20 protein-coding genes are annotated in these 22,424 nt (G+C 71.5%); 19 read left to right on the top strand and 1 reads right to left on the bottom strand.

Annotation, left to right across the window (positions count from 1 at the left end; translation table 11 throughout):
* The first annotated feature begins 3 nt into the window (after window positions 1-3).
* The 13 genes from ACZ6B8_RS05900 to ACZ6B8_RS05840 all read left to right on the top strand — a co-directional run bounded on the left by ACZ6B8_RS05900 (window position 4) and on the right by ACZ6B8_RS05840 (window position 11,512).
* On the top strand, window positions 4-840 hold the full coding sequence (locus tag ACZ6B8_RS05900) for a hypothetical protein (RefSeq protein WP_471084292.1): 837 nt from the start codon (window positions 4-6) through the stop codon (window positions 838-840).
* Window positions 837-2,147 (top strand): CpaF family protein, encoded by a 1,311-nt coding sequence (locus tag ACZ6B8_RS05895; protein WP_471084295.1) that lies wholly within the window; start codon window positions 837-839, stop codon window positions 2,145-2,147. Before ACZ6B8_RS05900 ends, ACZ6B8_RS05895 begins: the two co-directional genes overlap by 4 nt.
* 91 nt (window positions 2,148-2,238) lie before the next feature.
* Window positions 2,239-3,258, top strand: coding sequence for a type II secretion system F family protein (locus ACZ6B8_RS05890; protein ID WP_471606477.1), 1,020 nt, complete (start codon window positions 2,239-2,241; stop codon window positions 3,256-3,258).
* Window positions 3,255-4,184 (top strand): type II secretion system F family protein, encoded by a 930-nt coding sequence (locus ACZ6B8_RS05885; RefSeq protein ID WP_471084298.1) that lies wholly within the window; start codon window positions 3,255-3,257, stop codon window positions 4,182-4,184. The genes ACZ6B8_RS05890 and ACZ6B8_RS05885 overlap by 4 nt, the downstream gene beginning before the upstream one ends.
* Before the next feature lie 154 nt (window positions 4,185-4,338).
* Entirely contained in the window at window positions 4,339-4,584 is a 246-nt protein-coding gene (locus ACZ6B8_RS05880) for a hypothetical protein (protein WP_355804039.1), read from the top strand.
* A gap of 162 nt (window positions 4,585-4,746) precedes the next feature.
* Complete coding sequence (locus tag ACZ6B8_RS05875; protein WP_471085034.1) at window positions 4,747-5,124, top strand: TadE family protein; 378 nt, start codon at window positions 4,747-4,749, stop codon at window positions 5,122-5,124.
* 125 nt (window positions 5,125-5,249) lie between these two features.
* The gene (locus ACZ6B8_RS05870; protein WP_471606476.1) at window positions 5,250-5,672 is read left to right on the top strand and encodes a TadE/TadG family type IV pilus assembly protein; all 423 of its coding nucleotides are present in this window, start codon (window positions 5,250-5,252) and stop codon (window positions 5,670-5,672) included.
* A gap of 11 nt (window positions 5,673-5,683) precedes the next feature.
* Window positions 5,684-6,142, top strand: a complete 459-nt coding sequence (locus tag ACZ6B8_RS05865; protein ID WP_471084304.1) for a pilus assembly protein TadG-related protein — start codon at window positions 5,684-5,686, stop codon at window positions 6,140-6,142.
* 332 nt (window positions 6,143-6,474) lie between these two features.
* Window positions 6,475-7,122: a hypothetical protein gene (locus tag ACZ6B8_RS05860; RefSeq protein ID WP_471606375.1), complete on the top strand. Its 648-nt coding sequence runs from the start codon at window positions 6,475-6,477 to the stop codon at window positions 7,120-7,122.
* A gap of 98 nt (window positions 7,123-7,220) precedes the next feature.
* Window positions 7,221-8,222 (top strand): hypothetical protein, encoded by a 1,002-nt coding sequence (locus ACZ6B8_RS05855; protein ID WP_471084310.1) that lies wholly within the window; start codon window positions 7,221-7,223, stop codon window positions 8,220-8,222.
* Window positions 8,223-8,263: 41 nt separating this feature from the next.
* Window positions 8,264-8,593, top strand: a complete 330-nt coding sequence (locus ACZ6B8_RS05850; protein ID WP_471084313.1) for a hypothetical protein — start codon at window positions 8,264-8,266, stop codon at window positions 8,591-8,593.
* Entirely contained in the window at window positions 8,590-9,969 is a 1,380-nt protein-coding gene (locus ACZ6B8_RS05845; protein ID WP_471606374.1) for a zinc ribbon domain-containing protein, read from the top strand. The genes ACZ6B8_RS05850 and ACZ6B8_RS05845 overlap by 4 nt, the downstream gene beginning before the upstream one ends.
* 730 nt (window positions 9,970-10,699) lie before the next feature.
* A complete protein-coding gene (locus ACZ6B8_RS05840) occupies window positions 10,700-11,512 on the top strand; it encodes a hypothetical protein (RefSeq protein WP_471606373.1) in 813 nt (270 codons plus the stop codon).
* 71 nt (window positions 11,513-11,583) lie between these two features.
* On the opposite strand, the gene ACZ6B8_RS05835 is transcribed toward ACZ6B8_RS05840, so the two are convergent.
* Entirely contained in the window at window positions 11,584-11,946 is a 363-nt protein-coding gene (locus tag ACZ6B8_RS05835) for a hypothetical protein (protein ID WP_471606372.1), read from the bottom strand.
* Between the two features lie 676 nt (window positions 11,947-12,622).
* Between ACZ6B8_RS05835 and ACZ6B8_RS05830 the strand changes: the two genes are divergently transcribed.
* From ACZ6B8_RS05830 to ACZ6B8_RS05805, 6 genes are all read left to right on the top strand, one after another.
* Window positions 12,623-15,739 (top strand): BTAD domain-containing putative transcriptional regulator, encoded by a 3,117-nt coding sequence (locus tag ACZ6B8_RS05830; protein ID WP_471606371.1) that lies wholly within the window; start codon window positions 12,623-12,625, stop codon window positions 15,737-15,739.
* Between the two features lie 146 nt (window positions 15,740-15,885).
* The gene (locus tag ACZ6B8_RS05825) at window positions 15,886-16,605 is read left to right on the top strand and encodes a prepilin peptidase (protein WP_471606370.1); all 720 of its coding nucleotides are present in this window, start codon (window positions 15,886-15,888) and stop codon (window positions 16,603-16,605) included.
* A 79-nt stretch (window positions 16,606-16,684) separates the two neighbouring features.
* A complete protein-coding gene (gene mqnC, locus ACZ6B8_RS05820; RefSeq protein ID WP_471606369.1) occupies window positions 16,685-17,899 on the top strand; it encodes a cyclic dehypoxanthinyl futalosine synthase in 1,215 nt (404 codons plus the stop codon).
* 7 nt (window positions 17,900-17,906) lie between these two features.
* The gene (locus tag ACZ6B8_RS05815) at window positions 17,907-18,506 is read left to right on the top strand and encodes an imidazolonepropionase-like domain-containing protein (protein WP_471606368.1); all 600 of its coding nucleotides are present in this window, start codon (window positions 17,907-17,909) and stop codon (window positions 18,504-18,506) included.
* 166 nt (window positions 18,507-18,672) lie between these two features.
* Window positions 18,673-19,368, top strand: coding sequence for a demethylmenaquinone methyltransferase (locus ACZ6B8_RS05810; protein WP_362363241.1), 696 nt, complete (start codon window positions 18,673-18,675; stop codon window positions 19,366-19,368).
* A gap of 185 nt (window positions 19,369-19,553) precedes the next feature.
* Window positions 19,554-22,346, top strand: coding sequence for a zinc ribbon domain-containing protein (locus tag ACZ6B8_RS05805; protein WP_471606367.1), 2,793 nt, complete (start codon window positions 19,554-19,556; stop codon window positions 22,344-22,346).
* Window positions 22,347-22,424: the final 78 nt, after the last annotated feature.

The raw sequence follows: 22,424 nt of genomic DNA, 5'->3' as shown, positions 1-22,424 counted from the left end.
GACATGGCGCTCATCGCTCTCGCCGCCGACAAGGGATCCCCCGGCGTCACCACCGCCGCCGTCGCGCTCGCCGCCGTCTGGCCGCGCCGCGTCCTGGTGGCGGAGACCGACCCCGCCGGCGGCGACCTGGTCTACCGCAGCGCCGCCGCGCACGGCGGACCGCTCAACCCCAACACCGGCATGCTGTCCATCGCGGCCACCGCCCGCCGCGGCCTCGTGCCCGACCAACTCTGGGACCACACCCAGCCGTTGAGCGGCGGGCTCGAGGTCCTCGTCGGGCTCGGGATCGCCGAGCAGGCCGCCGGTCTCGCCGGGATCTGGCCCACCCTCGGCCGCGCGTTCGCCCAGCTCGCCGACTCCCCGCACGCGCCCGCCGACGTCATAGCGGACTGCGGCCGGATCAGCGGCGACGGCCCGGCCGTCGAACTCTTCCCGCACGCGGCGCTCGTGCTCCTCGTCTCCCGCACCGAGCCGGAGGCCATCGCGCGCGTACGCGACCGTGCCGCGGCCCTCGCCACCAAGCTGCACGGCGGCTCGCGCGGCGCGGCCTCGCTGGCCCAGCCCCTCATCGGCGTCCTGCTGATCGCGGACCCCTCGACCTCCGCCAAGCTGGTCCACCAGGTCAACGACATGCTGATGGCGGCGCAGACCGGCGCCCGCGTCGTGGGCACCCTCGCCGACGACCCGGCGGGCTCCGACCAGTTGGCGGGCCGCCGCCGCGGACGGCTCGACAAGTCGCTGCTCATCCGCTCCGCGCGCAAGGTGACCGTCGACCTCTACCAGCAGTACGGCGCCGCCTGGACCAACCCCGTCGCGCACCACCCGGGGCAGGCCCGATGACCACAGCCGTCGATCACCAGCTCGTCAAGCGGTTCCGGCAGGACGCCGGTGACCGCATCGCCGAGCAGCGCCGTCTCGACCAGGTCTCCGGCGTCACCCCGATGTCGGGCGAGGACGAGCGGCACTACGCCCGCGCCGTCATCGCGCAGATCCTGGAGGAGTACGCGCGCACGGAGATCAACGCCGGGCGCACCCCTCTCGACGCGGAGACCGAGGAGCAGTACGCCGCCGCCGTGCACGCCGCGCTCTTCGGCGTCGGACGGCTGCAGCCGCTGCTCGACGACCCCGAGGTCGAGAACATCGACATCAACGGCTGCGACCAGGTCTTCGTCGGTTACGCCGACGGCCGCGAGGCCAAGGCCGACCCGGTCGCCGAGACCGACGAGGAGCTCGTCGAACTCATCCAGGTCCTCGGCGCGTACTCGGGTCTGTCGTCGCGTCCCTTCGACTCCGCCAACCCGCAGCTCGACCTGCGGCTGCCGGACGGCTCGCGGCTGTCGGCCGTCATGGACGTCACGCGCCGCCCCGCGCTCTCCATCCGCCGCGCCCGCATGGGCAAGGTCTTCATGTCGGACCTGGTGGGGAACGGCACGCTGACGCCCGAGATCGGCCACTTCCTCGCCTGCGCCGTCCGCGCCCGCAAGAACATCATGATCGCGGGCGCGACCAACGCCGGAAAGACCACGCTCCTGCGCGCCCTCGCCAACGAGATCCCGCCGCACGAGCGCCTGGTGACCGTCGAGCGCGCCCTCGAACTCGGCCTCGACCAGTTCGCCGACCTGCACCCGAACGTCGTCGCGTTCGAGGAGCGGCTGCCCAACTCCGAGGGCCAGGGCGAGATCTCGATGGCGGAGCTCGTCCGCCGTTCGCTGCGCATGAACCCCTCCCGCGTCATTGTCGGCGAGGTCCTCGGCGACGAGATCGTGACGATGCTGAACGCGATGTCGCAGGGCAACGACGGCTCGCTCTCCACGATCCACGCCAACAGCTCCAGCGAGGTCTTCAACCGTATTTCCACGTACGCGCTGCAGGCCTCCGAACGCCTCCCCATCGAGGCGAGCCAGATGCTCGTCGCGGGAGCCGTCAACTTCGTCGTCTTCATCCAGCGGCGCAACAACTACCAGTCCGGCGGCAAGCTGCAGCGCATGGTGACCTCGGTCCGCGAGGTCAACGGCGTCGACGGCCGCGTCCTGTCCAGCGAGGTCTTCGCCGAGGCGCCGGACGGCCGTGTCGTCGCACACGCGCCGATCGCGTGCATGGAAGAGCTGGCCGCGTACGGCTACCGCCCCGCCGGGCAGTGGGGGTGAGCACGACATGAACACACCGGAATCCCTGGAATCCCTGAACGCCACCGGCACGGGCGCGAGTTCGCTCGCCGCGGGCGGTCCGCTCGACTCCATGGGCGGCCTCTTCTCGCTGACCGTCCTGTACGCACTCGGCTGCGGCATAGCCGCCGGCGGCGGCCTCGCGCTGCTCGCCGTGGCCATCCGCGGTCTGCCGGTCAAGCCCGCCCACGAGAAGCACCGGGCGAGCGAGCGCGCGAGCGAACTGGTCCGCTTCATCGGCCGGCGCGGCTCGGCGGCCATCGGCGTCGGCCTGGTCGTGCTGCTCCTCACCCGCTGGGCGGTGGCGGGCCTGGCCTCGGGCATCCTCGTCTTCTTCTGGGACAAGCTGTTCGGCGGCGCCGCCGAGGAGCGCGCGCAGATGAAGCGCGTCGAGGCGCTCGCCGCCTGGACGGAGTCCCTGCGCGACACGATCGCGGGCGCGGTCGGCCTGGAACAGGCGATCCCCGCCTCGGCCCGCGCCTCGGCGCCGGTGCTCCGCCCGCACCTGGACGCCCTGGTGGACCGGCTGAGGGCCCGTACGCCGCTCCCCGAGGCCCTGCAGATACTGGCCGACGAGATCGACGACGCCTCGGCGGACATCATCGTCGCGGCCCTCATCCTCAACGCCAAGCTGCGCGGCCCCGGTCTGCGCCAGGTCCTCGGCGCGCTCGCCAAGTCGGCGCGCGAGGAGGTCGACATGCGTCAGCGCGTCATGGCGCAGCGCGCCTCGACCCGCCGCTCGGTGCAGATCGTGGTGGCCGTCTCGATCGCCTTCGTGCTCGGCCTGTCCATCTTCAACCGCGAGTTCGTCGAGCCGTACGGCACGCCGCTCGGCCAGGCCATGCTCGCCCTCGTCTGCGCCCTGTTCGCGCTGGGCTTCTGGTGGCTGCGGAAGCTGTCGACGGTGGAGACGCCGGACCGCTTCCTGGTCAAGGACGAGCCGGGCGTGCAGTTCGTACGCCCCCGGGGACCCGGCCCTGGTGCCGGTACCGGTTCCGGTGACCCGGCGCAGGCGCCGCAGCTCGGCAGACCGGGAGCGGTCCAGCAGGGCCTGCCGGGCTACGCCAATCCGTCCGAGGGAGCACGCCGATGAGCCTGACGATGCCGGTACTGATCGGCGCCATCCTCGGACTCGGCGTCTTCGCCCTCGTCCGCGCCCTGATGCCGTCCAAGCGCAGCGCCGTCGCGACGGTCGCGCGCATCGACGCGATGCGGGCGCGCGGCGCGGCGTACGAGTCGCACCGCGCCACCTCGGACGTGGAGAAGCCGGGACGTTTCGGCTCGCTGCGGACCCGGGTGGGCGCGCGGGTCTCGGAGTTCTATCTGCAACAGGGCTGGGAACAGCGGTCGTTGCGGGCGGACCTCGCCGTGCTCGACCGCAGCTGGGAGAAGTTCCTGGCGACGAAGGTGCTGCTGGCCGCGGCCGGCGTGTTCTTCGGGCCGTTCCTCTTCGTGATCGTCGCCACGATCGGGTTCGCCCGCAGTCCCGTCATCCCGGTGTGGCTCGCGCTGATGTTCGGCGCGCTCTTCTTCTTCCTGCCCGACCTGGAGGTCCGCAGGGACGCGGCCGACAAGCGGCGCGACCTGCGCCGCGTCATCGGCGCCTATCTGGACCTGGTGTCGATGAGCCTGGCGGGCGGCCGCGGTCTGCCCGAGGCGCTCATGGCGGCGGCCGAGGTCTCCGACGGATGGGCGACGCAACGCATCCGCAGCGCGCTGGCCGACGCCCGTATCACCGGCGTCAGCCAGTGGCAGGCGCTCGGCTCGCTCGGCGAGGAACTGGGCGTGGAGGAGCTGAAGGACCTGTCGGCGTCGCTGGCGCTGGTGGCGGACGACGGCGCGAAGGTGCGCGAGTCGCTCGCCTCCCGCGCGGAGACGATGCGCCACCGCGAGCTGGCCGAGATCGAGGGCAGCGCGGGCGAGAAGTCCCAGTCGATGCTGGTCGCGCAGCTGCTGCTGTGCGCGGGCTTCCTGGTCTTCCTCATCTTTCCGGCGGCGATGCGCGTGTTCCAGGTCTGATGCGGGTGTCCGGGCCGATGCGGGTGTCGTGTGCGCCGGGTGCGCCGTGCGTGCCGAGGCGGGCGCCCAGGTCCGGAAACCCTCTGACGAAGGTGCCGACGACAACGGGGCTCGGCGCCTCTTCCCCCCACCACTTCTGAGAGGACAACTCACCATGAACGGACGGAACTTCAGTCACCCGGCTGTCGACTTTCTCGTGACCTTCCTGAAGGGCCGCGTCCAGCGCGCCCGCTCCGGCGAGCTCGACCGCGGCGCGTCCGCGGTGGAGTGGGTCATCATCTCGGCGGTCGTCGTGGCGATCGTCGGCGTGGTCGCCGCGATCATCAACGCGGCGCTGAAGGGCGGCGCGTCCAAGGTCGGGGACTGCATCGAGGGCGCCGACGCGGGCAAGACCTGCTGAGCCGGCCGCCCCTCACCATCACCGACACCGGTATCTGACGCCATGAGGAATCACGAGGCTCGGCCCGAGGGCCGGCCCGAGGACCGGGCGCCAAGCGCGCGCGGCTTCAGCGGATTCGTACGCCGCCGGGTGGAGGCCGCCTCCGCCCGCGGTGAGTCCGGCATGACCGCGATCGAGTTCGTGCTGCTCACCCCGGTGCTGTTCTTCATGATCTTCGCGACGGTGCAGTTCGCGCTGTACTTCTTCGCGGACCACGTCGCCCAGGCGGCCGCGCAGGCGGGCGCGCGCAAGGCCCGCGCCACGGCCGACGAGAACCCCGGCGGCTGGCGCGGCGAGGCGAACGACGTGGCGGACGCCTACATCCGCCAGCTCGGCCCCCAGCTGGTGATCGACCCGGACGTGAAGACCGTCCAGCCCGAGCAGAACACGGTCGGCGTGGAGATCACGGCGAAGGTGCCCATGGTCTTCCCCGGCCTCGACTTCACGGTGCACGCGCAGTCGTTCGGGCCGGTGGAGCGGTTCGTCGAGGAGGACGGGTGATGCGTGCGGTACGGGCCGGCGCGGCGGGGCCGGCCGGCGTCGGGTACGTGGCTCGCGCGGGGCGCCGGCTGCGGTCGCTTGGCGGGCGGGACGGCCGCTCCGCGCGAGCGCGAGAGGGCGACCGCGTGCGCGGGGGCGACCGCGTACGCGAGGGCGACCGAGGGCTCTCCACCGTCGAGGTGGTGATCCTCGCCCCGGTGATGATCCTCCTGGTCCTGGTCCTGGTGGCCTTCGGGCAGCTCGTCGACGGCCGGGGCGCGATCGACGGCGCGGCCCGCGACGCCGCGCGCGCCGGGTCGATCCAGAAGGACTACGGGACGGCGATGGCGGAGGCGAGGAAGGCGGCCTCGGCCGACCTCTCGGACGTCTGCTCGGGCCCGGTGAACGTCGTCCAGAAGAGCCGGGGCTTCGACTCCGACGTGGACCCTTTCTTCACGGTGGAGGTCAGCTGCGAGGTGCGGGGCCTCGCCATGCTGGGCCTGGACATCAAAACGACCCTGGACGCCACCTTCAGCTCACCGCTGGACCCGCTCCGGAGGACGGCGTGACCTTGTCAGCGATGCGGTATTCGGTACGGACCTGGGCCGGGGCACGCCGCGCGGCCCTCGACGACCGGGGCTCGGGCGCGGGCGCGGTGATCATCTTCGCGATCGTGTTCCTCTCGCTGTCCGCGTTCGTGATCGACGGCGGCCTGTCCATCTCCAAGCGGGAACGCGCCGCGGACATCGCGGAGCAGGCGGCGCGCTACGCGGCGCAGGACATCGACAGGGAAGGCATATACGAGGGCGTCAAGGGCGCCCCCATCAACTACGAGAACTGCGGCGCCCGAGTCCAGGCCTTCGCCGCCGAGGCGGGCCTCGACGCCCGTGACACAGCGGCGACCCACTGTGTGAACGCGAACGCGCAACGGGTGGAGGTCGAGGTCCAGCTCACCTACAGCCCGGTGTTCACGGGCATGTTCTACGGCGGCGACGTCACGGTGAGGGGCAGCGCGGTGGCGGAGAACGAGGTGGGCTGAGCGGGGCGGGAGCGGCGGGGACCGGCGGCCTTCTGCGGCCGTATCCCCCGAGGGGGACGGCCGCTGACCGCTCCGCTCATCACACGTATTGATGATGCGTTCCGGCGTATGCCAGGGGCGGTTGCGGCCGGGGAGGCCGCGCGCGGCGCCCTCGGCCGGGCGGCCGGAACCCGGCCTGCGCCAGGCACGTCCCGCCCACGGCCGCAGCCCCGGCACCGACGGGGCCGCCCCGCCCCCACGGCCGAGCGCCCACCTCTCACCCCCGCCGGCTCCTGGGCGGCCCCACTAGCGTGACCGTCGCTTCAGCGACCCCACGCCTCCGGGAGCCCCAAGTGCCCTGCCGCAGCCCCCTCGTGACCGCCGCGCTCACCATGTCCGCGGCCCTGATACTGACCGCCTGCGGAGCCTCGGCCGACGGGGGAGGGGACGACGACAGGATCGCGGGGGCGGAGAGCGGCGGGCCCGGTACGGACACCGACCCGTCCCTGTCGGGGCCCACGCCCCGCACGGGGCGTCCGAGGGTGGAGCTGCCGTCGTCCTTCCGAGTGAAGTTCGAGAACTGGACGAACAGCGACCCGGAGCTGCAGGCCATCTTGAACGACGGGAAGGAAGAACTCCGGGCCGAGTACGCCGCCATCATCGAGGCCGACCCGCGCTCCGAGGAGCTCGCTTTCTACAACACGGGCCCGTCTCTGACGTCCGCGCGCAAGTGGGTGCGGGGATTCGTGGAGGACGATCACACTCTGGTCGGCGAAGGCCGGGTCTTCGACCCTCAGGTGCATCTGAGCAATGAGGGCTTCGGAGTTCTCTTCTACTGCGTCGACGAGAGTAAGGGGTACACGAAGAATCGGAAGACCGGGGAGAAGAAGGGCACTCCAAAAGGTACTGACCCACGACTCCAGTACCGGACGCGTCTCGACAAGTCCGAACAGGGCGTATGGCGGACGACGACGGTGGAGACCGAAAGGGGCGCGTGCTGATGGGGGAGCGCAGCATCCGCAGAGCCCCGCGCCTGCTGGTCGCGCCGTTCCTCGTACTGGCTTTCGTGCCGGGCAGGGCCCATGCGTGGGGTGAGGATATGGACAGGCAGTCGCGTGCGCCCTCGCGGATCGTCAGCGGCAATGCCTCGGGCAGGAACCTGATGGCGTCGGTCTCCCACTCCAGGATCCGACTCACGCGGTCCGGCGGCCGGACGGCCAAGGCATCCATGGGCGAGCTCAGATCTGTGGACCCCAACTGGCGGCCGCCGGCGTGCTGGTACGAGCCGGTCTTCTCCCCGGAGCGGCTCAAGGCCGCCGTCGCGACCGGCGAAGGCGGCCTGGTCACCGCCCATACGTGGTGGAGCAACGGCCGCTGGGTGGATCACTACGAGAAGCGGAAGCCGGCCCACACCGTCGGCCTGAACCTCCCCCGGAGCCCCGACGCCGAGGGTTACAAGAACTACAACCTCGGAAAGAAGGGCATGTTCTGGCGCAGCACGGTCCGCAAGGGGATGTACCAGGACTCGAAGGCGTGGGACTGCGGCCGTGTGATGTTCTGGCAGCCCGCCGGCCACGTCCCTGGGGACGCGAACGCCCCGACCCCCGAGACCCTCGCGGCTTTCGCGTACGACAAGATCCGGGTCCCTGACACCAAGGTCGAGCTGAAACCGGCGCGTGGCTCGACGGTGAACCTGCCCACCTGGATGTGGCTCGACAAGGGAACGTTCAAGGACATCAGAGTCCGTGCCGATCTGCCCGGCACCGGGTTGTACGCGGTCACCACGGCCAGACCCGTCGCCCTCCACCTTCAGCCGGGCACGGACGACGCGAGGACGTACCCCGCTTCCGGGGACTGTGAGATCGCCGACGACGGCAGCATCGGCGTTCCCTACAGCAGGGAGGCGGCCGCCACCGGTGCCCCGCCCTGCGGTGTCGAGTACCTCCGCGCGACGGACGGCCGCCCCTACCGGCTGACGGCTTCCCTCACCTGGGCCATTTCCTGGGAGGGGACGGGCGGGGCGACGGGCGACCTGCCGGACGGCACTTTCGAGAGCACACAGGACGTACACGTCCAAGAGATCCAGTCCGTCAACAGGTGATGGCGGCATGACCGTCTCGAGCTACGGGGAGGCCCCGCCGCATGGCCCGGAGACTGAGAGTCGACGGCACGGAACTCGACAATTTTTGCCGACAGTTGAAGGGATCGACCGACGCGCTCAAGGGCCTGCGCAAGGCGCTCGCCGGCGCCACCGTCTCGGGGCTGGGTACGGACGATCTGGACAGTGCCTGCGAGGAGTTCCAGCAGGACTGGAAATACGGCACGGAACAGATCGGCGAGCAGGCCGAGGACCTGGCGAAAATCATCGGCGACAACAAGGAGAGCTACTTCGAGGTGGACAGGGCTCTGGAAGAGGCCATGCGGAAATCCCAGGGGAAGGCGGATCGGAAGAGCGGCGGTGGCATGGCATGACGATTACGCCAGGCATGGAAGCCGACCCGTACGCGCACTCGCCCGCGGCGAGGAACGCCGATCTGCCGGAGGGGCTGAAGTCCCCTTTGGCGGTGCCCGACCCGGGCAGGGTGATCAAGAACCCTCATTACCCGGACCTCGGCTTCAATCCGGTTCCCGGCAACTGCGACACGGTCGCGTCACTGCACAGGAAACTGGTCGGCTGCGCGAAGGTCCTGGGTGACACGCACGAGACCGTGACCAAGCTGATGGACGGCAGCTACTGGGCGGGTGACGCGGCGGTCGCCTGGCGCGAGCAATTGCGGGACGGCCCGTTGGCGAAGAATCTCCGGAACGCCGCGCACTCGATCGGCAAGGCAGCCCGACAGCTCGATCGCTGGCACGGTGAACTGGAGGATTTCCAGGCTCGCGCGAGGCGTTTGAACGACGATGCGAAGGACGCGCGTGACGCTCTGTGCAGAGCGAGAGGTGCCGCCGAGACGGCGGCCGATGCCCCGGCCCTGAAGAACGGGAAAGACGGAAAGGGGACGGGCCGCGACGACGCGCAGAAGGCACTCGGCCGAGCCGACGCCCGCGTGGAGGAAGCCGAAGCGGAACTCGAACGCGTCCTCGGCAGGGCCCGAAGGCTGGCCTACGAGCACGAAGAGAAGGCCGGCCGACGGGCTTCGAAGATCCGCGCCGCCACGGCGAAACTCGCTCCGCACGAACCGGGTTGGTTCGAGGACACGATGGAGTGGATCAAAGAGAACCTCCCGGACATCCTCAGCACGATCGCTGCTGTTGTCGGACTGGTGGCGCTGTTCGTGGTGTCGGGCGGGACGGCGGCTGCGGTGCTTTTGTTGGTGGGGGCGGCGTTGAGTGCGGGGTCGCTCGCGCTGCGGGTGTTCGCTGACCCAGAGCTACGGGCATCGCTGTGGGATGGCGTCACCAAGGGCGAGTTGGACCAGGATTTCTGGAGCAACCTGGTGACGGTGGGAGGCGACATGCTGGGAGCGGCGCCGGGAGTGGGGGCGGTGTGGAAGGGGACCCGAACGGCGATGCAGGCCGCCGGGGCCGCTGGAGAAGTGCTGCCGTTGGGGCAGCGGATTGCCCGGCTCGGATCCTGCACGGTGGACGAGGCGAAGACGCTTACAGGGCTGGGTAACTCGCTCCTGACCGCGACCGTTCGAGGCGCGAGGGCCGAATCGGTCGTCAAGGCGGTCCAGATGACCTCAACGTCGTTGGGCGTGGGCACTGCGGCATTCGGACTGGCCATGAAAGTGGTGGACGCGGATGACGATGGAATCAAGGGTGGAGCCGTGGCCGGAATCGATGGAACGCGCCTCGGGATCGACGGCAGTGGAATTGTCGATGTAGCCCGACATGTCTTCAGGTGAGCTGTTCGTAGTGAGGGGTCGACTTCGATGAAGGCATATGAACACCGGGTGGCATGGGATCACAAGCCGAGTCGACGGTCTTGGACGCGGAGCAGGATCGGCAGCTTTCTCAGGGTTCTGGGCTGGCTGTGCCTGGCACTCGGAAGCCTGTTTGCGATTACTGGCCTCCCAGTGTCCATCGGATGGGTCCTTTTTCCGTTTCTGCTCTACGCGCCGTTTCGTGCTCTGGTGGAGGCTTCCTTCGTGGTCAGTCTCAACCGTATGCGGCGAGTGATGAGTGAATATCGATGGCAGGTCATCGACGATGTCCCGAAGGGTATTTCCCCGCACCCTGCGGCTTTGGACAAGCGTATGTGGTTCGAATTCCCCAATCCGGAGAACCCCGCTGAGCGGGTACCGTTGACCTTCGTTGCGGCTTGTCGGAGCCATTGGTGGTTCAGGCGGATCGGCGCTCCTGGTACGAAACCGGAGCGGAGGGCTCAGATCGAGCCGCTGTGGTTCGCCGGCGACCCACGGTTTCTGGCTGTGGTCGCCGTCTCGAGTCGTGATGGATCGGCGCCCCGTCGGCTGCATTTTCTGTATCAGGCAGAGGCCTTGGACGGGCGGGTCGTCGTGGCGGGACAGCAGGCCGGTTCTGCGGCCGTGGAACGGGCCCGTCGGGCTGGCGCACGGGTCCATGAAGCGGCAGGTCCGCCCGCGTGACCGCACTGCAGTGAGTCCCACTGCGAGTGTGGGCGCGCTCCATCCTGCGGGCAACATCTGCTCGCCCGTCGTCCTCTTCCTTGCCCAGGTGGTGCTGCATCCGATGCCAACCGACTCGCCATTTTTCGTCATCGACGACTCTGCCCGCGATCCCGGCGCCGACATTTGGTTCACGGTGCCCGCGGGGTTCATCACGATTCCGCACGACATTCCGCTGGACGCTGTGGAGCCGTCAAAGAGTCTTGCCTTCAGAGGTGTTTTGAGGTCGGTGCTGGACGCAGCCCCTGACGAGTCGGCCCGCCGGAGCTTGCGGGGACAGCTCGGATTCCTGGGGCAGTTATGTGCGGCTCTCTGTGAAGTCGGCACGGTCTACTGTGCCATCGGTCTGCACCACGACGACGTTGGAACCGAAGGTGACGCCTCACTGGACGACGGCAGTAAGAGCTCCAGCGAATGTGCCGCCGCCGCACCGGAAGGCACGGGTCAACCTCTGCTGTCCTTCCTTACGCTTTCGTTGCGGGCCATTGCTGTGGCTCCGTGTTCCGTCACAGCAGCGCGCGCTGTGACGGCGGATCGGGGCGATTTTCACACCGGTATCGAGTACGTCGAGGACGCGGCCTGTGGACCGGCCAGTCTCAGCGAGTCGCTGCAGACCCCTGCCGCGGTCGGCGGGCTGGGTACCCAGCCGCTGCTTCAGATGCACGCCAACTTGCCGCACCCGGACGGAAAGCGCCTCGCTGTGATGACCTTGAGCACACGGGCGCTGCACCGTCGAGAGGACTATCGCCGCATCCTCCGCGGCTGTGTCGACCTGGTCAGCTTCGCCGATCCGCTCGGCTGAGAAGCCTGCGAGGCCTGCCTGCTACCAGGGTCGATCGGGGCAGTGGAACTCGGCTTCGTAGAGGACCGCGCCTACTTCCCGTCCCCCTTCCCGCCGCCCCCGTCCTTCCCCTTGCCACCCTTCCCGTCCGCCTTCACCGCGTCGTTGATCTTCTTGGTGAGGTCGTCGTCCAGCTTCTTGAACTCGCGTACGACCGCGTCGGACAGGTCCGCGAGCTGGTCCAGTTGCTGGCCTATGTCCTCGCGGCCGTCCTCCCAGTTGGACTCGAAGTCCTCCAGGGAGTCGTAGACGCCGCCGTCGCCGATGTCGTCCTTGTAGGACTCGAAGGTCTTCTTCGTGCGGTTCATGCGGGTCTTGATGGAACGCAGGCGGCTGCCGTAGTCCTCCAGGTCGGTGAGCGGGATGGAGAGGTCGCTCTTGCCCTTGCTGCCCACGTTCGTGTCCCTCCTGTGCCTTCGGACGTTCCGGCGTTCGGACGTTCCGAGGTGCCGACCTTTCGACGTGCCGACCTTTCGACGTGCCGACGTGCCGACCTTTCGGCGACCGTCGTCTCGACGTGCCGACTCTTCTGTTTCTGCGGCGCCCGGTGTCGAGGTCATGCCTTGGGTGAGCGCCTCGCCCCGTGGTTCGCCGCGGAGCACCGCCACGAAGAGAGGGAAGTGTTCCACTTCGAGCGGGGGCCCCGCACCGTGAATGACGTCCGCGGTGCCGATCCGGTTCGCCGCCGCCCCCTCGCCGCCCCCCCGGCCCCGGACCCGCCCCGGCCCTGCCCCGGACCCGCCCCTGATCCGTACCGGAACTGTGACCGGAGCAGGTCGGCGCGCCCCGTACACCCCAACCTCCGCGCTCAGAGGCCCCGACCCCGCGCGGAATCACACCACACCGCCACCCCGCCAACAGGGCCCGCCAATCGGGCCTATCGGGCACCCCAACAGCAACCGGACCAGCCACCCCCCGTCCGCCCCTGTCTGACCTCCGGCCCCTTACGTACCATCACCCAGTACGCTCACCCGACCCGTTTCCCGGCCACTTCCACCCACCTCGGCCGACCTCCGACCAACCACCCACCCACACACCCACTCCTCCCCACAGGACACCAGGACACCCGCCATGGCGCGCACCACCTCACGCTCGACGAGCCCGCCGAATCAGCCGAACCGGCGGAACCAGCCGAATCCGCAGTCTCCGGCGAGCCCGCGGAACCGTACGCCGCAGCCGTTGCCGCGGCGTCGGCGCAGTTTCGGGGACTTCGTCAAGGCCTTCCTCGCGTTCGTCGCGCTGGCCGTGCTGCTCGTCGCCGTGCCCGCCGCGCTCGTCGTCTTCGTGGGGTGGCCGCTGCCGGGCGGCGCGCCCTCGCTGGACTGGCTGCAGCAGGAGATCACGGTCGGCACGTTCATCAACGTGCTGACCGTCGTCGTGTGGTTCGCCTGGGCGCAGTTCACCGCCTGTGTGCTCGTGGAGATAAAGGCCGCGCTCTCCGGGGTCGGGATCCCGAACCGGGTGCCGGGGGCCGGCGGCAGCCAGCTGCTCGCGCGGCAGCTCGTCGCCGCCGTGCTGCTCCTCGGCGCCACCGCCGCCAGCTTCGCGCCGGGGCTCTCGCAGTTCGGGCAGTCGCTGGAGGGGAACCAGAAGCCCGCGTCCGCCGCCTCCGCGCAGCAGACCCCCGGCCTCTTCGGGCAGCAGCAGGAGCAGGCCGCCCTGGCCGCCGACGCGCTCGCCGCCCAGGCCGACCAGGCCGCCGCGCACGCCGACGGCGGTGCGGGGCACAAGGACGGGGACACGAAGTACTACCGGATCCAGCCCCCCGAGGGACGCCACCACGACTCCCTGTGGGAGGTCGCGGAGCGGCACCTGGGCGACGGCCGCCGGTACAAGGAGATCTACCAGCTCAACAAGGACCGTGAGCAGCCCGACGGTTCGAAGCTCTCCGAGGCCAGCCTCATCCGGCCCGGCTGGATCATGGAGATGCCCGCGGACGCGCACGGCGGCGAGCTCGTCGAGATGCCCGACGAGGCGCCCAAGGTCTCCGAGGACGTCAAGGAGCAGATCTCCGACTACTCCAGGACCGGGGACCAGCGGCACGAGCAGGGCGGCGGCGGACAGCAGGGCGGCGACCGGGGCGCGGGCGGGGGCGGCAGTTCCGTCGACCGCGACACCGCGCACATCGTCCTGCCCGAGCAGCGCCCCGGCGCACCCGAGACCCCCGCCATGCCGCAGGCCCCGGCCACCCCGGACGCCCCCGCCGCGCAGACCCCCGCCGTCGAGACCCCCGCCGCCACCGACGGCGGCGTGCTGGACGGGATCACCGGCTCCGACTTCGGGCTGCCGCAGGCACTCCTCGGCGCGCCCCTCCTCGCCGCGGGACTGCTCGGCGCGCTCGGCCGCCGGCGCCGGCACGCCCTGTGGCAGTCGGCCATGGGCGCGGTCGGCGGGCGCGGCGGCATGCAGCCGCCGACGCCCACCGGGGCCGCCGCCGACGTCCAGGACGCGCTGCTCGTGGGCGCCGACCCCGAGGGCGTACGCCTGCTCGACCTGTCGCTGCGCGGGCTCGCCGCCTCGCTCGCCGAGGAGAGCCGGGCCCTGCCGACCGTGTACGCGGCCTGGCTGAGCAACGGCGATCTGCACCTTCAGCTCGCCCAGCCCGCCGGACGGCCGCCCGCGCCCTGGCAGTTGGGCCAGGACCAGACGTTCTGGATGCTGTCGCGCACGGACGCCGAGGGGTACGAGGACGTGGACACCGCCGCGCCCTACCCGGGCCTGGTCAGCCTCGGCACCATGGACGACTCGCGGCTGCTCCTCAACCTGGAGTCCGTGCCCGGCATCGTCTCGCTGAGCGGCGGCGCGGACGACCGTGCCGCGGTCTTCGCCTCGGTCGCCGCCGAACTCGCCACCAACGGCTGGTCGGACCGCATGACCATCACGGTCGTCGGCTTCGGACAGGACCTCACCCCGCTCGCGCCCAACCGGCTGCGGCACCTGGAGGACGTCGAGGCGCTCATCGAGACCATGGAGGCCGAGACGCGGCAGCGGCGCGGCGCACTCGGCGCCGCCGGACACGACTCCGTGCTCACCGGCCGCACCGGACCCGCCCAGCACACGCGTTGGGCCCCGCACCTGGTGCTGCTCGCCGCCGAGCCGAGCGCCGAGGACGCCGTCAAGCTCGCCGAACTCGCCTCCGACGCGAGCCGGCTGGGCATCGGCTACCTCGTCGGCACGGACTCCGGCGACCTGCCCGGCGCCGCCTGGCAGATGGAGGTCACCCGGGAGGGCAAGCTGCTCGCGCCGCTGCTCGGCCTGGAACTCGCCGCCCAGACCCTGCCGGAGGCCCAGCAGCGGGCCGTCGTCCAGCTGTTCACGGACGCCGACCCGGACGGCTCCGGCACACCGTCCGGCCCCGGCGACGGACCCACCGGCGCGGCCCCGCCGTTCCTCGTCGACGTCACCGAGCAGGGGCGGCCCGCCGTCTACGCCCGCCTCGTCGGCACGTACGAGATCATCGGCCTGGAGACGCCGGACGGTGAGCGCAGCCCGCTGATGCACGAGGCGCTCGCCCTGCTGCTCCTGCACCGCGAAGGGGTGCACCCCCGGGTGCTCGCCTCCGCGCTGTGGCCGCGCGGCGTCACCGAGGACGTGCGCGACGCGCTCGTCGACCGGCTCCGCGACTGGCTCGGCACCGACCCCGACGGCTCGCCCCGGCTGCGCGCCGACGCGACCGGGCGGCTCACGCTCGCCAAGTCGGTCGTGTCCGACCTGGACGTGCTGCGCTCGCTCTACCACGAGGCCACCCAGGGGCGCGGCGCGGGCAACCGCGCGGTGCGCGGGCGGATGCTCACCGACGCGCTGGTGCTCGTACGGGGGCCGCTGCTCGCCGACCGGCCGCAGGGCCGGTACGGCTGGCTCACCCACGAGATCATCGACGCGCAGCTGCCGCTGCTCGTGGCCGACATCGGCCTGGCGCTCTCCGAGTTCCACCTGGAGAAGGGGCGCGCGGAGAAGGCGATCGAGGCGCTCAACGCGGCACTCGGCTCCGCGCCCACCGACGAGCGCCTCTGGAACGAGCTGCTCCGCGCCACCCACGCCACGGCGGACCCGGCCCGGCTGCGGCAGGTCGCGGCGGACCTGGTCGCCCGCAGCGGCGCCCGCGGACTGCCGCCGCGCACGGAGGCCCTCCTGGACGAGCTGCTCCCGACGTGGCGCGGCGGCGCGGGCGCCGGCGCGACGGGCTGACCACGCACCCGGCCGACCGGCCCGTGACACGGCCGGCCGGGGCCACCCCCTGGTACCCACCCATGCCCTCGTCCTCACGCACCCACTACCGCCAGTCGCCCCTCCGCTACCGCTGCTCGCCCACCCACTAAGGGAAGCCCTGCCCCTTGTTGCCGCTCCTCGTTCTCGGTGCCGCCCTCTGGGGCGGCCTCACCGGACTCCTCGTGCCGCGCGCGGCCTACCGGCTCTCCGTGGCGCCCGGTGAGAAGTGGCGTGCCGAGAGCCCCGAGGGGCAGCCCATCGGCTCGTGGACCGGGCTCGCGCACTGTCCGCGGGGCGGCTGGTACGGGCCGCGGACCTCGGGCGTCGCGACCGTCACCGCCCTCGTCTGCGCCGCCCTCGCCGCCACCACCGGGACCCGGCCCGAGCTCGGCGTCTGGCTGCTGCTCGCGCCCTTCGGCGTGCTGCTCGCCCTCGTGGACTTCACCGTGCACCGGCTGCCGGACGTGCTCACGCTGCCGCTCGCCGGCGCCGCGCTCGCGCTGCTCGCGGCGGTCACGCTCGCCCCCGAGCAGGGCGGCTCGTGGGCAGGGGCGCTCTACGGGGCGCTCGCGCTGGCGGGCGCGTACTTCGTGCTCTTCCTCATCAACCCGGGCGGCATGGGCTTCGGCGACGTGAAGCTGGCCCTCGCCCTCGGCGCCGTGCTCGGCTGGTACGGATGGGGCGTGCTGCTGCTGGGGACCTTCGCCGGTTTCCTGCTGGCCTCGGTGTACGGGACGGCGCTCGTGATCGCCCGTCGCGCGGGCCGGAAGACGGCGATCCCGTTCGGGCCGTTCCTGATCGCGGGCGCGTTCGTCGGGCTGCTGCTCGGCGGCTACGGGGCTTGAGCCCACGTCGGACGGCCGATGGCGCTGGCGTACGCTGGCTGGGAGTTCCGTCCACAACCCTTACGAAAGGGACGCCCCGGTGACCGAGAAGGCCGACCTCACGTCGTTTGATGTCACAGCCGTCCTCGACCGTGCCGCCGCAGGCGGACGGATCACTCCCGAAGAGGCGCTCGGCCTCTACCGCGACGCCCCGCTGCACGCGCTCGGCGCGGCTGCCGACGCCATCCGCCGCCGTCGCTACGCCGGTACGGAGCACATCGCGACGTACATCATCGAGCGCAACATCAACTACACGAACGTCTGCGTGACGGCCTGCAAGTTCTGCGCCTTCTACGCCGCCCCGAAGGACACCAAGAAGGGCTGGAGCCGCGACCTCGACGACATCCTGCGCCGCTGCGCGGAGACCGTCGAGCTGGGCGGCACCCAGGTGATGTTCCAGGGCGGCCACCACCCGGACTACGGCGTCGAGTACTACGAGAAGCACTTCGCCGCGATCAAGAAGGACTTCCCGCAGCTGGTCATCCACTCCCTCGGCGCCTCCGAGGTCGAGCACATGGCCCGCATCTCCAAGGTCTCCGTCGAGGAGGCGATCCAGCGCATCCACGCCGCGGGCCTGGACTCCTTCGCGGGCGCCGGCGCCGAGCTGCTCCCGGAGCGGCCGCGCAAGGCCATCGCCCCGCTCAAGGAGAGCGGCGAGCGCTGGCTGGAGATCATGGAGATCGCCCACACCATGGGCGTCGAGTCCACCTCCACGATGCTGATGGGCACCGGCGAGACCAACGCCGAGCGCATCGAGCACCTGCGCATGATCCGTGACGTGCAGGACCGGACGGGAGGCTTCCGGGCCTTCATCCCGTACACGTACCAGCCCGAGAACAACCACCTCAAGGGCCGCACCCAGGCGACGATCTTCGAGTACATCCGCATGATCGCCATCGCCCGGATCTTCCTCGACAACGTCGCGCACATCCAGGGCTCCTGGCTGACCACCGGCAAGGAGGCCGGCCAGCTGACCCTGCACTACGGCGCGGACGACCTCGGCTCGGTGATGCTGGAGGAGAACGTCGTCTCGTCGGCCGGCGCCAAGCACCGCAACAACCTCCGCGAGATGATCGAGATGATCCGCACCGCGGACCGCGTCCCGGCCCAGCGCGCCACCACGTACGAGCACCTCGTCGTGCACGACGACCCGGCGAACGACCCCGTCGACGACCGCGTCGCCTCGCACATCTCCTCCACGGCGATCGAGGGCGGCACGGCCCACCCGGAGCTGAAGCTCCTCGCCGCCAACTGAGGCCGTCTTGCTGACACTTCACGTCGCCGAGCACACGCCGGAGGCGGCGGTCCTGGTCGAGGGGGCGCGCGTCGCCGCGGTCGGCCCGTACGACGAGCTGGCCGCGGCTCACCCCGCGGCCCGCGCCCGTCACTGGCCCGGCATCCTGACCCCCGGACTCCTCAACCCGTACGGGCCCGAGCTCCTGGAGGCCACGTACCACCCCGACCCGCGCGAGGCGGACCGCCTCGGCACGGAACCCGTCGGAGGGGAACGGGCCGCGGCGCTCTTCCGCGCGGACCCGTCCCTGCTGGGCGCGAGCGCCCGCCGCGGCGTCCAGCGCCTGTTCGCGCACGGCACGGTGGCGATCGCGGGCGAACTCCGCGCCCGCCCCGTGGTCGACAGGGTCCGCAGGGCGGGCCTGGCGATCGGCGCCCGCCCGCCCCGCCTGCCGGGCCCGCCGTCCCTGTCGCCGACCCCGCTGATCCTCCTCCCGCCCCTGACGAAGGACGCCCCGGCCCGCTTCGCGGTCTTCGACGTACCGAACCGAGCCGAGCTGGTGCGACAGGGCGCGACGACGTGCGTGGCGACGGTGATCGCGGGCCGCCTGGTGTACCGCGCCCGCTGAGGGGCGCCGGGGGCGCCCCGTAAGGGGCGCGGGGAACTGCGCGAGCGATGAGGACGGACCCGCACCCGCCGAAGCACCGCACACAGCAGACGCAGCGCGCAAGAGCCCGCCGCAGGCGAGCCGGTCCGATGTCACGGTAGAGACCCCGCCTGACACAATGGGCCGGGTGACCCGAGCCACCCTGGACAAGCAGCCGCACGAAGTCGCCACCATGTTCGACGACGTGGCGGAACGCTACGACCTCACCAACGACGTGCTCTCCCTCGGCCAGGCCCGCCTCTGGCGCAAGGAGGTCGCGAAGGCGGTGGACGCGCGCCCCGCGCAGAAGGTCCTCGACCTCGCCGCAGGCACCGCCACGTCCTCGCAGCCCTTCGCGCGGGCCGGCGCCTACGTCGTGCCCTGCGACTTCTCCCTCGGCATGCTCCGCGTCGGCAAGCAGCGCCACCCCTGGATGCCGTTCACGGCCGGCGACGGCACGAAGCTGCCGTTCAAGGACGACACCTTCGACGCCGTCACCATCTCCTTCGGGCTGCGCAACATCCAGGACACGGACGCCGCGCTGCGCGAGCTGTACCGCGTGACGAAGCCCGGCGGCCGCGTCGTGATCTGCGAGTTCTCGCACGCGACGTGGGGCCCCTTCCGCACGGTCTACGAGGAGTACCTGATGCGCGCGCTGCCGCCGGTCGCGCGCGCGGTCTCCTCCAACCCCGACGCGTACGTCTATCTCGCCGAGTCGATCCGCAGCTGGCCCGACCAGCCCGCGCTCGCCGCGCGGCTGACGGACGCGGGCTGGTCCAAGGTGGCCTGGCGCAACCTCACGGGCGGCGTCGTGGCCCTGCACCGAGGGTTCAAGCAGGCCTGACCGGACGGCGCCGCGCGACCCCGTCACGTAACGCTTCAGTTGAGAACAGGGATCCCGCTCCGACGGGAACCAGCAGGCGGGCAAGATATGTCCGTTGTCACGACCCGAGTACATCCTTATGTGGCTCTTACGGGTCGGTCCTGTTGCTGGTGAACTGTGAACTCCTGGACTGACGGAGCGATTCGATGGCGTCGTACTGCCCACACTGCGGGGCTTCCGCTCCCGATGAGGCCCGCTTCTGCATGAAGTGCGGCAAGGAACGCCCGCCGGAGCCCGCGGCGGAGCCGACGGCACCGCCGCAGGCGCCGCCCGCCCCGACGGGGGCGCCCGCGGCGGTGGTTCCCGCGGCGCCGCCCGCCGCACCGCCGGCGCCCGTGCTCCCGCCGCCCCCGGCCGCCCCGGCGGGCCCCTCACCTGTCGGTGCCTTCTTCGGGCGTACGTTCCGCTCCGGCTGGGCCGGCTCCGCGCAGGCCGCGCTGTGGCCGGTGGCGCTGCTGCTGGTCGGGGCCGTCGCGCTGGCGATCCCGGGGTACGGGCAGGGTGACGACGCGGTCGTCGGCTTCGGCGAGCGGATGCGGATCGCCCTCGCGCTGCTGCTCCAATCGGTCGGCGGCGGCTTCGAGTTGTCCGGCCGCGAGGAGCAGCCCGGCTTCGGCGGGTCCGACGGTCTAGGCCTCGGTTCGGACAGCTCGGACACCTCAGGCATCCCGGATACCTCGGGCCTCCCGGGGTCCTCGGACCTCCCGGACACCTCAGGCATCCCGGGGGCCTCGGACTCCTCGCTCGAAGGCTCGTTCGCGCTGCACTTCGCCCCGCTCACGGTGACCTTGCTGTGGATCCTCGCGCTCTACATCGGCGTCCGCGTACAGCGTGCCCGCCTGGTGGCGCGGGGCGCCGGACAGGGCGGACCGGGTGGCCGCACCGCCGGACTCGAAGCGGCCGTCCGCACCACGCTCCTGGTGACCGCGGGCGTGCTCGCCCTCGCGCTCTTCGCGCAGCCCGAGATCGAGGGCATCGAGCTCTCCTCGTCCCCGGCGCTCGCCGCGCTCGGCGCGCTGCTGCTCGGACTCGCCGTCTCCTGCGGGGTGTTGCACCGGGCCGACCTGGCGCACTGGGTGGCGGCGCGCTCCGGCGCGCAGTCCCTCCTGCGGGCCTCCGGCGCCGCGGTGCGCGCCCTCGCCGTCGTCCTCGCGCTCTGCTCGCTCGTCGCCTTCATCAGCCTCACCCAGATCGACGACCTGGCCGACATCACCGGCCTCGACGACTCCGACATCTCACCGTTCCTCGTCGCGCTGCTCATCCTGCCCAACCTCGCCGTCACGGCGCTCGGCATCGGCTGGGGCGCCGGCGCGGAGGCCTCGGTGAGCGGCAGCAGCTCGCTGTACGGGAGCGGACACGAGAGCCGGTCCTTCGGCCTCTCCGAGCTGGGTGACGTCACCAACGACTGGGCGGTCGTGGGGGCGTTGGCCCTCGGTCTGGTCTGCGCGCTGACCCTCGGCGTGTACGCGGCCCGGCGCTGCGCGGGCCGGGGCGAGGCACTGCTCGCGGCCGGTGTCTTCTTCGCCTTGGTGCTGCTGCTCGCCGGATTCAGCGGGATCGGGGTCGACCTGTCCGGCCAGGCGCTGGGCGGGGGTTCGCCGTTCGGCGAGTCGGGCGCCGGCGGCAAGGGCGGCATGGACCTGGGGATCAGCGTCCCCGAGATGCTGCTGTTCGGGCTGCTGTGGATCTTCCCGGCGGCGCTGGTGGGGCCGTTCCTGCTCCAGATGACGGGACAGCGGGGCGCCGCCCCGGCCTTCCCCGCGGCACCCGCAACGCCGCTGTACGCGCCGCCTGTTACGGGTACGGGTACGGGGACGGGAGCGGGTACGAGTTCAGGTACGGGTACGGAGTCGGCTCCGGGGACGGGTACGGGTACCGACGCCGGAACCGACGGCGCGGCGGAAGCCGAGGGCGCCGACGCTACCCCGGCCGATGCCACTCCGGCCGACGCCACCCCCGTCGCGTACGCCCCCACGCAGACGGCCCACAGCCTCCCCCACACGCCTCCCGGTACGCCCAGCACGCCCCCCAGCACCCCGAGCGCCCCCAACCCCCCTGGCCCGCCCGGTACGCCCGGCGTGCCCGGCACCCCGGCCTCGCCCACCCCGGCGTACGCCTATCCCCACCCGCACTCGCAGGGCGCCGTCCCCGTGTACGGCCCCCAGGGCCCCGGGACCCCGCACACCGTCCAGATCGGACAGCAGTCGGCGGGCGCGTCCCGTGGGCGGGCGAGCGTCTGGGTGGCCACGATCGCCGTGGCGGTCGTCGTCGGCGGCGGCGCGACCGCCGGGATCCTGCTCTGGCAGAACGCGGAGGGCGATTCGTCGGACAACGCGGGCAAGGACGACCGGCCCACGGTCAGCCGGTCCGAGGGGCCGAGCGGCGCGCCGAGCGCGACCCCGAGCCCGTCCTCGCAGGGGCCGAGCTCGAGCCCGAGCGCGAGTACGGACACCGACACGGGTGACGGCGCGACGGTCCCCGCCGGAACCGAACGGGTGACCGACCCCGAGGGGTTCTCCTTCGCCGCACCGGAGGGATGGAGCCGTCAGCCCGTCAACCCCGAGCGACCCGGACAGATCACCTATGCGGGGTCGACCGGGCGGGAGGAGTTCCTCGTCGGCGTCGTCACGGACGCCCCGTACACCTCGTACGAGAACTTCACGAAAATCGAGAAGCACACCAAAACCGCCCCGGACAAGTCCGACTACCAGCGGATCAGCCTGGAGAAGAACACCTTCAAGGGGCGGAACGGGGCGTTCTGGGAGTACACGTACACCGACGCGTCGGGCCGTACGATCCACGCCCGCAACCAGAGCTACATCGCGGAGGACGGCACGGAGTACGCGATCCAGCTGTCCTGGCGCGAGGACTTCTGGCCCGCGGGCGAGGGGGCGAAGACGCACACCACCGCGCTCGACACCTGGCGGCTCACGGACTGAGCGCGAGGGGCGGCCCGCGGGCGAACGAACCACGGGCCCCCGCGCGGGCGAACCGCAGCGGTGCGGCGCGCGCGGGGG

It is taken from the genome of Streptomyces sp. NPDC041122 (genome assembly GCF_055592445.1).
Note: the sequence above shows the minus strand (reverse complement) of the source record. Positions and strands in the feature narration are given on the sequence as shown.

Coding starts and splice junctions, on each gene's coding strand:
- ACZ6B8_RS05880 (WP_355804039.1), top strand. CDS start 4,339: ATGAACGGACGGAACTTCAGTCACCCGGCTGTCGACTTTCTCGTGACC.
- ACZ6B8_RS05865 (WP_471084304.1), top strand. CDS start 5,684: ATGCGGTATTCGGTACGGACCTGGGCCGGGGCACGCCGCGCGGCCCTC.
- ACZ6B8_RS05845 (WP_471606374.1), top strand. CDS start 8,590: ATGACGATTACGCCAGGCATGGAAGCCGACCCGTACGCGCACTCGCCC.
- ACZ6B8_RS05890 (WP_471606477.1), top strand. CDS start 2,239: ATGGGCGGCCTCTTCTCGCTGACCGTCCTGTACGCACTCGGCTGCGGC.
- ACZ6B8_RS05830 (WP_471606371.1), top strand. CDS start 12,623: ATGGCGCGCACCACCTCACGCTCGACGAGCCCGCCGAATCAGCCGAAC.
- ACZ6B8_RS05850 (WP_471084313.1), top strand. CDS start 8,264: ATGGCCCGGAGACTGAGAGTCGACGGCACGGAACTCGACAATTTTTGC.
- ACZ6B8_RS05875 (WP_471085034.1), top strand. CDS start 4,747: ATGACCGCGATCGAGTTCGTGCTGCTCACCCCGGTGCTGTTCTTCATG.
- ACZ6B8_RS05900 (WP_471084292.1), top strand. CDS start 4: ATGGCGCTCATCGCTCTCGCCGCCGACAAGGGATCCCCCGGCGTCACC.
- ACZ6B8_RS05805 (WP_471606367.1), top strand. CDS start 19,554: ATGGCGTCGTACTGCCCACACTGCGGGGCTTCCGCTCCCGATGAGGCC.
- ACZ6B8_RS05855 (WP_471084310.1), top strand. CDS start 7,221: ATGGACAGGCAGTCGCGTGCGCCCTCGCGGATCGTCAGCGGCAATGCC.
- ACZ6B8_RS05885 (WP_471084298.1), top strand. CDS start 3,255: ATGAGCCTGACGATGCCGGTACTGATCGGCGCCATCCTCGGACTCGGC.
- ACZ6B8_RS05895 (WP_471084295.1), top strand. CDS start 837: ATGACCACAGCCGTCGATCACCAGCTCGTCAAGCGGTTCCGGCAGGAC.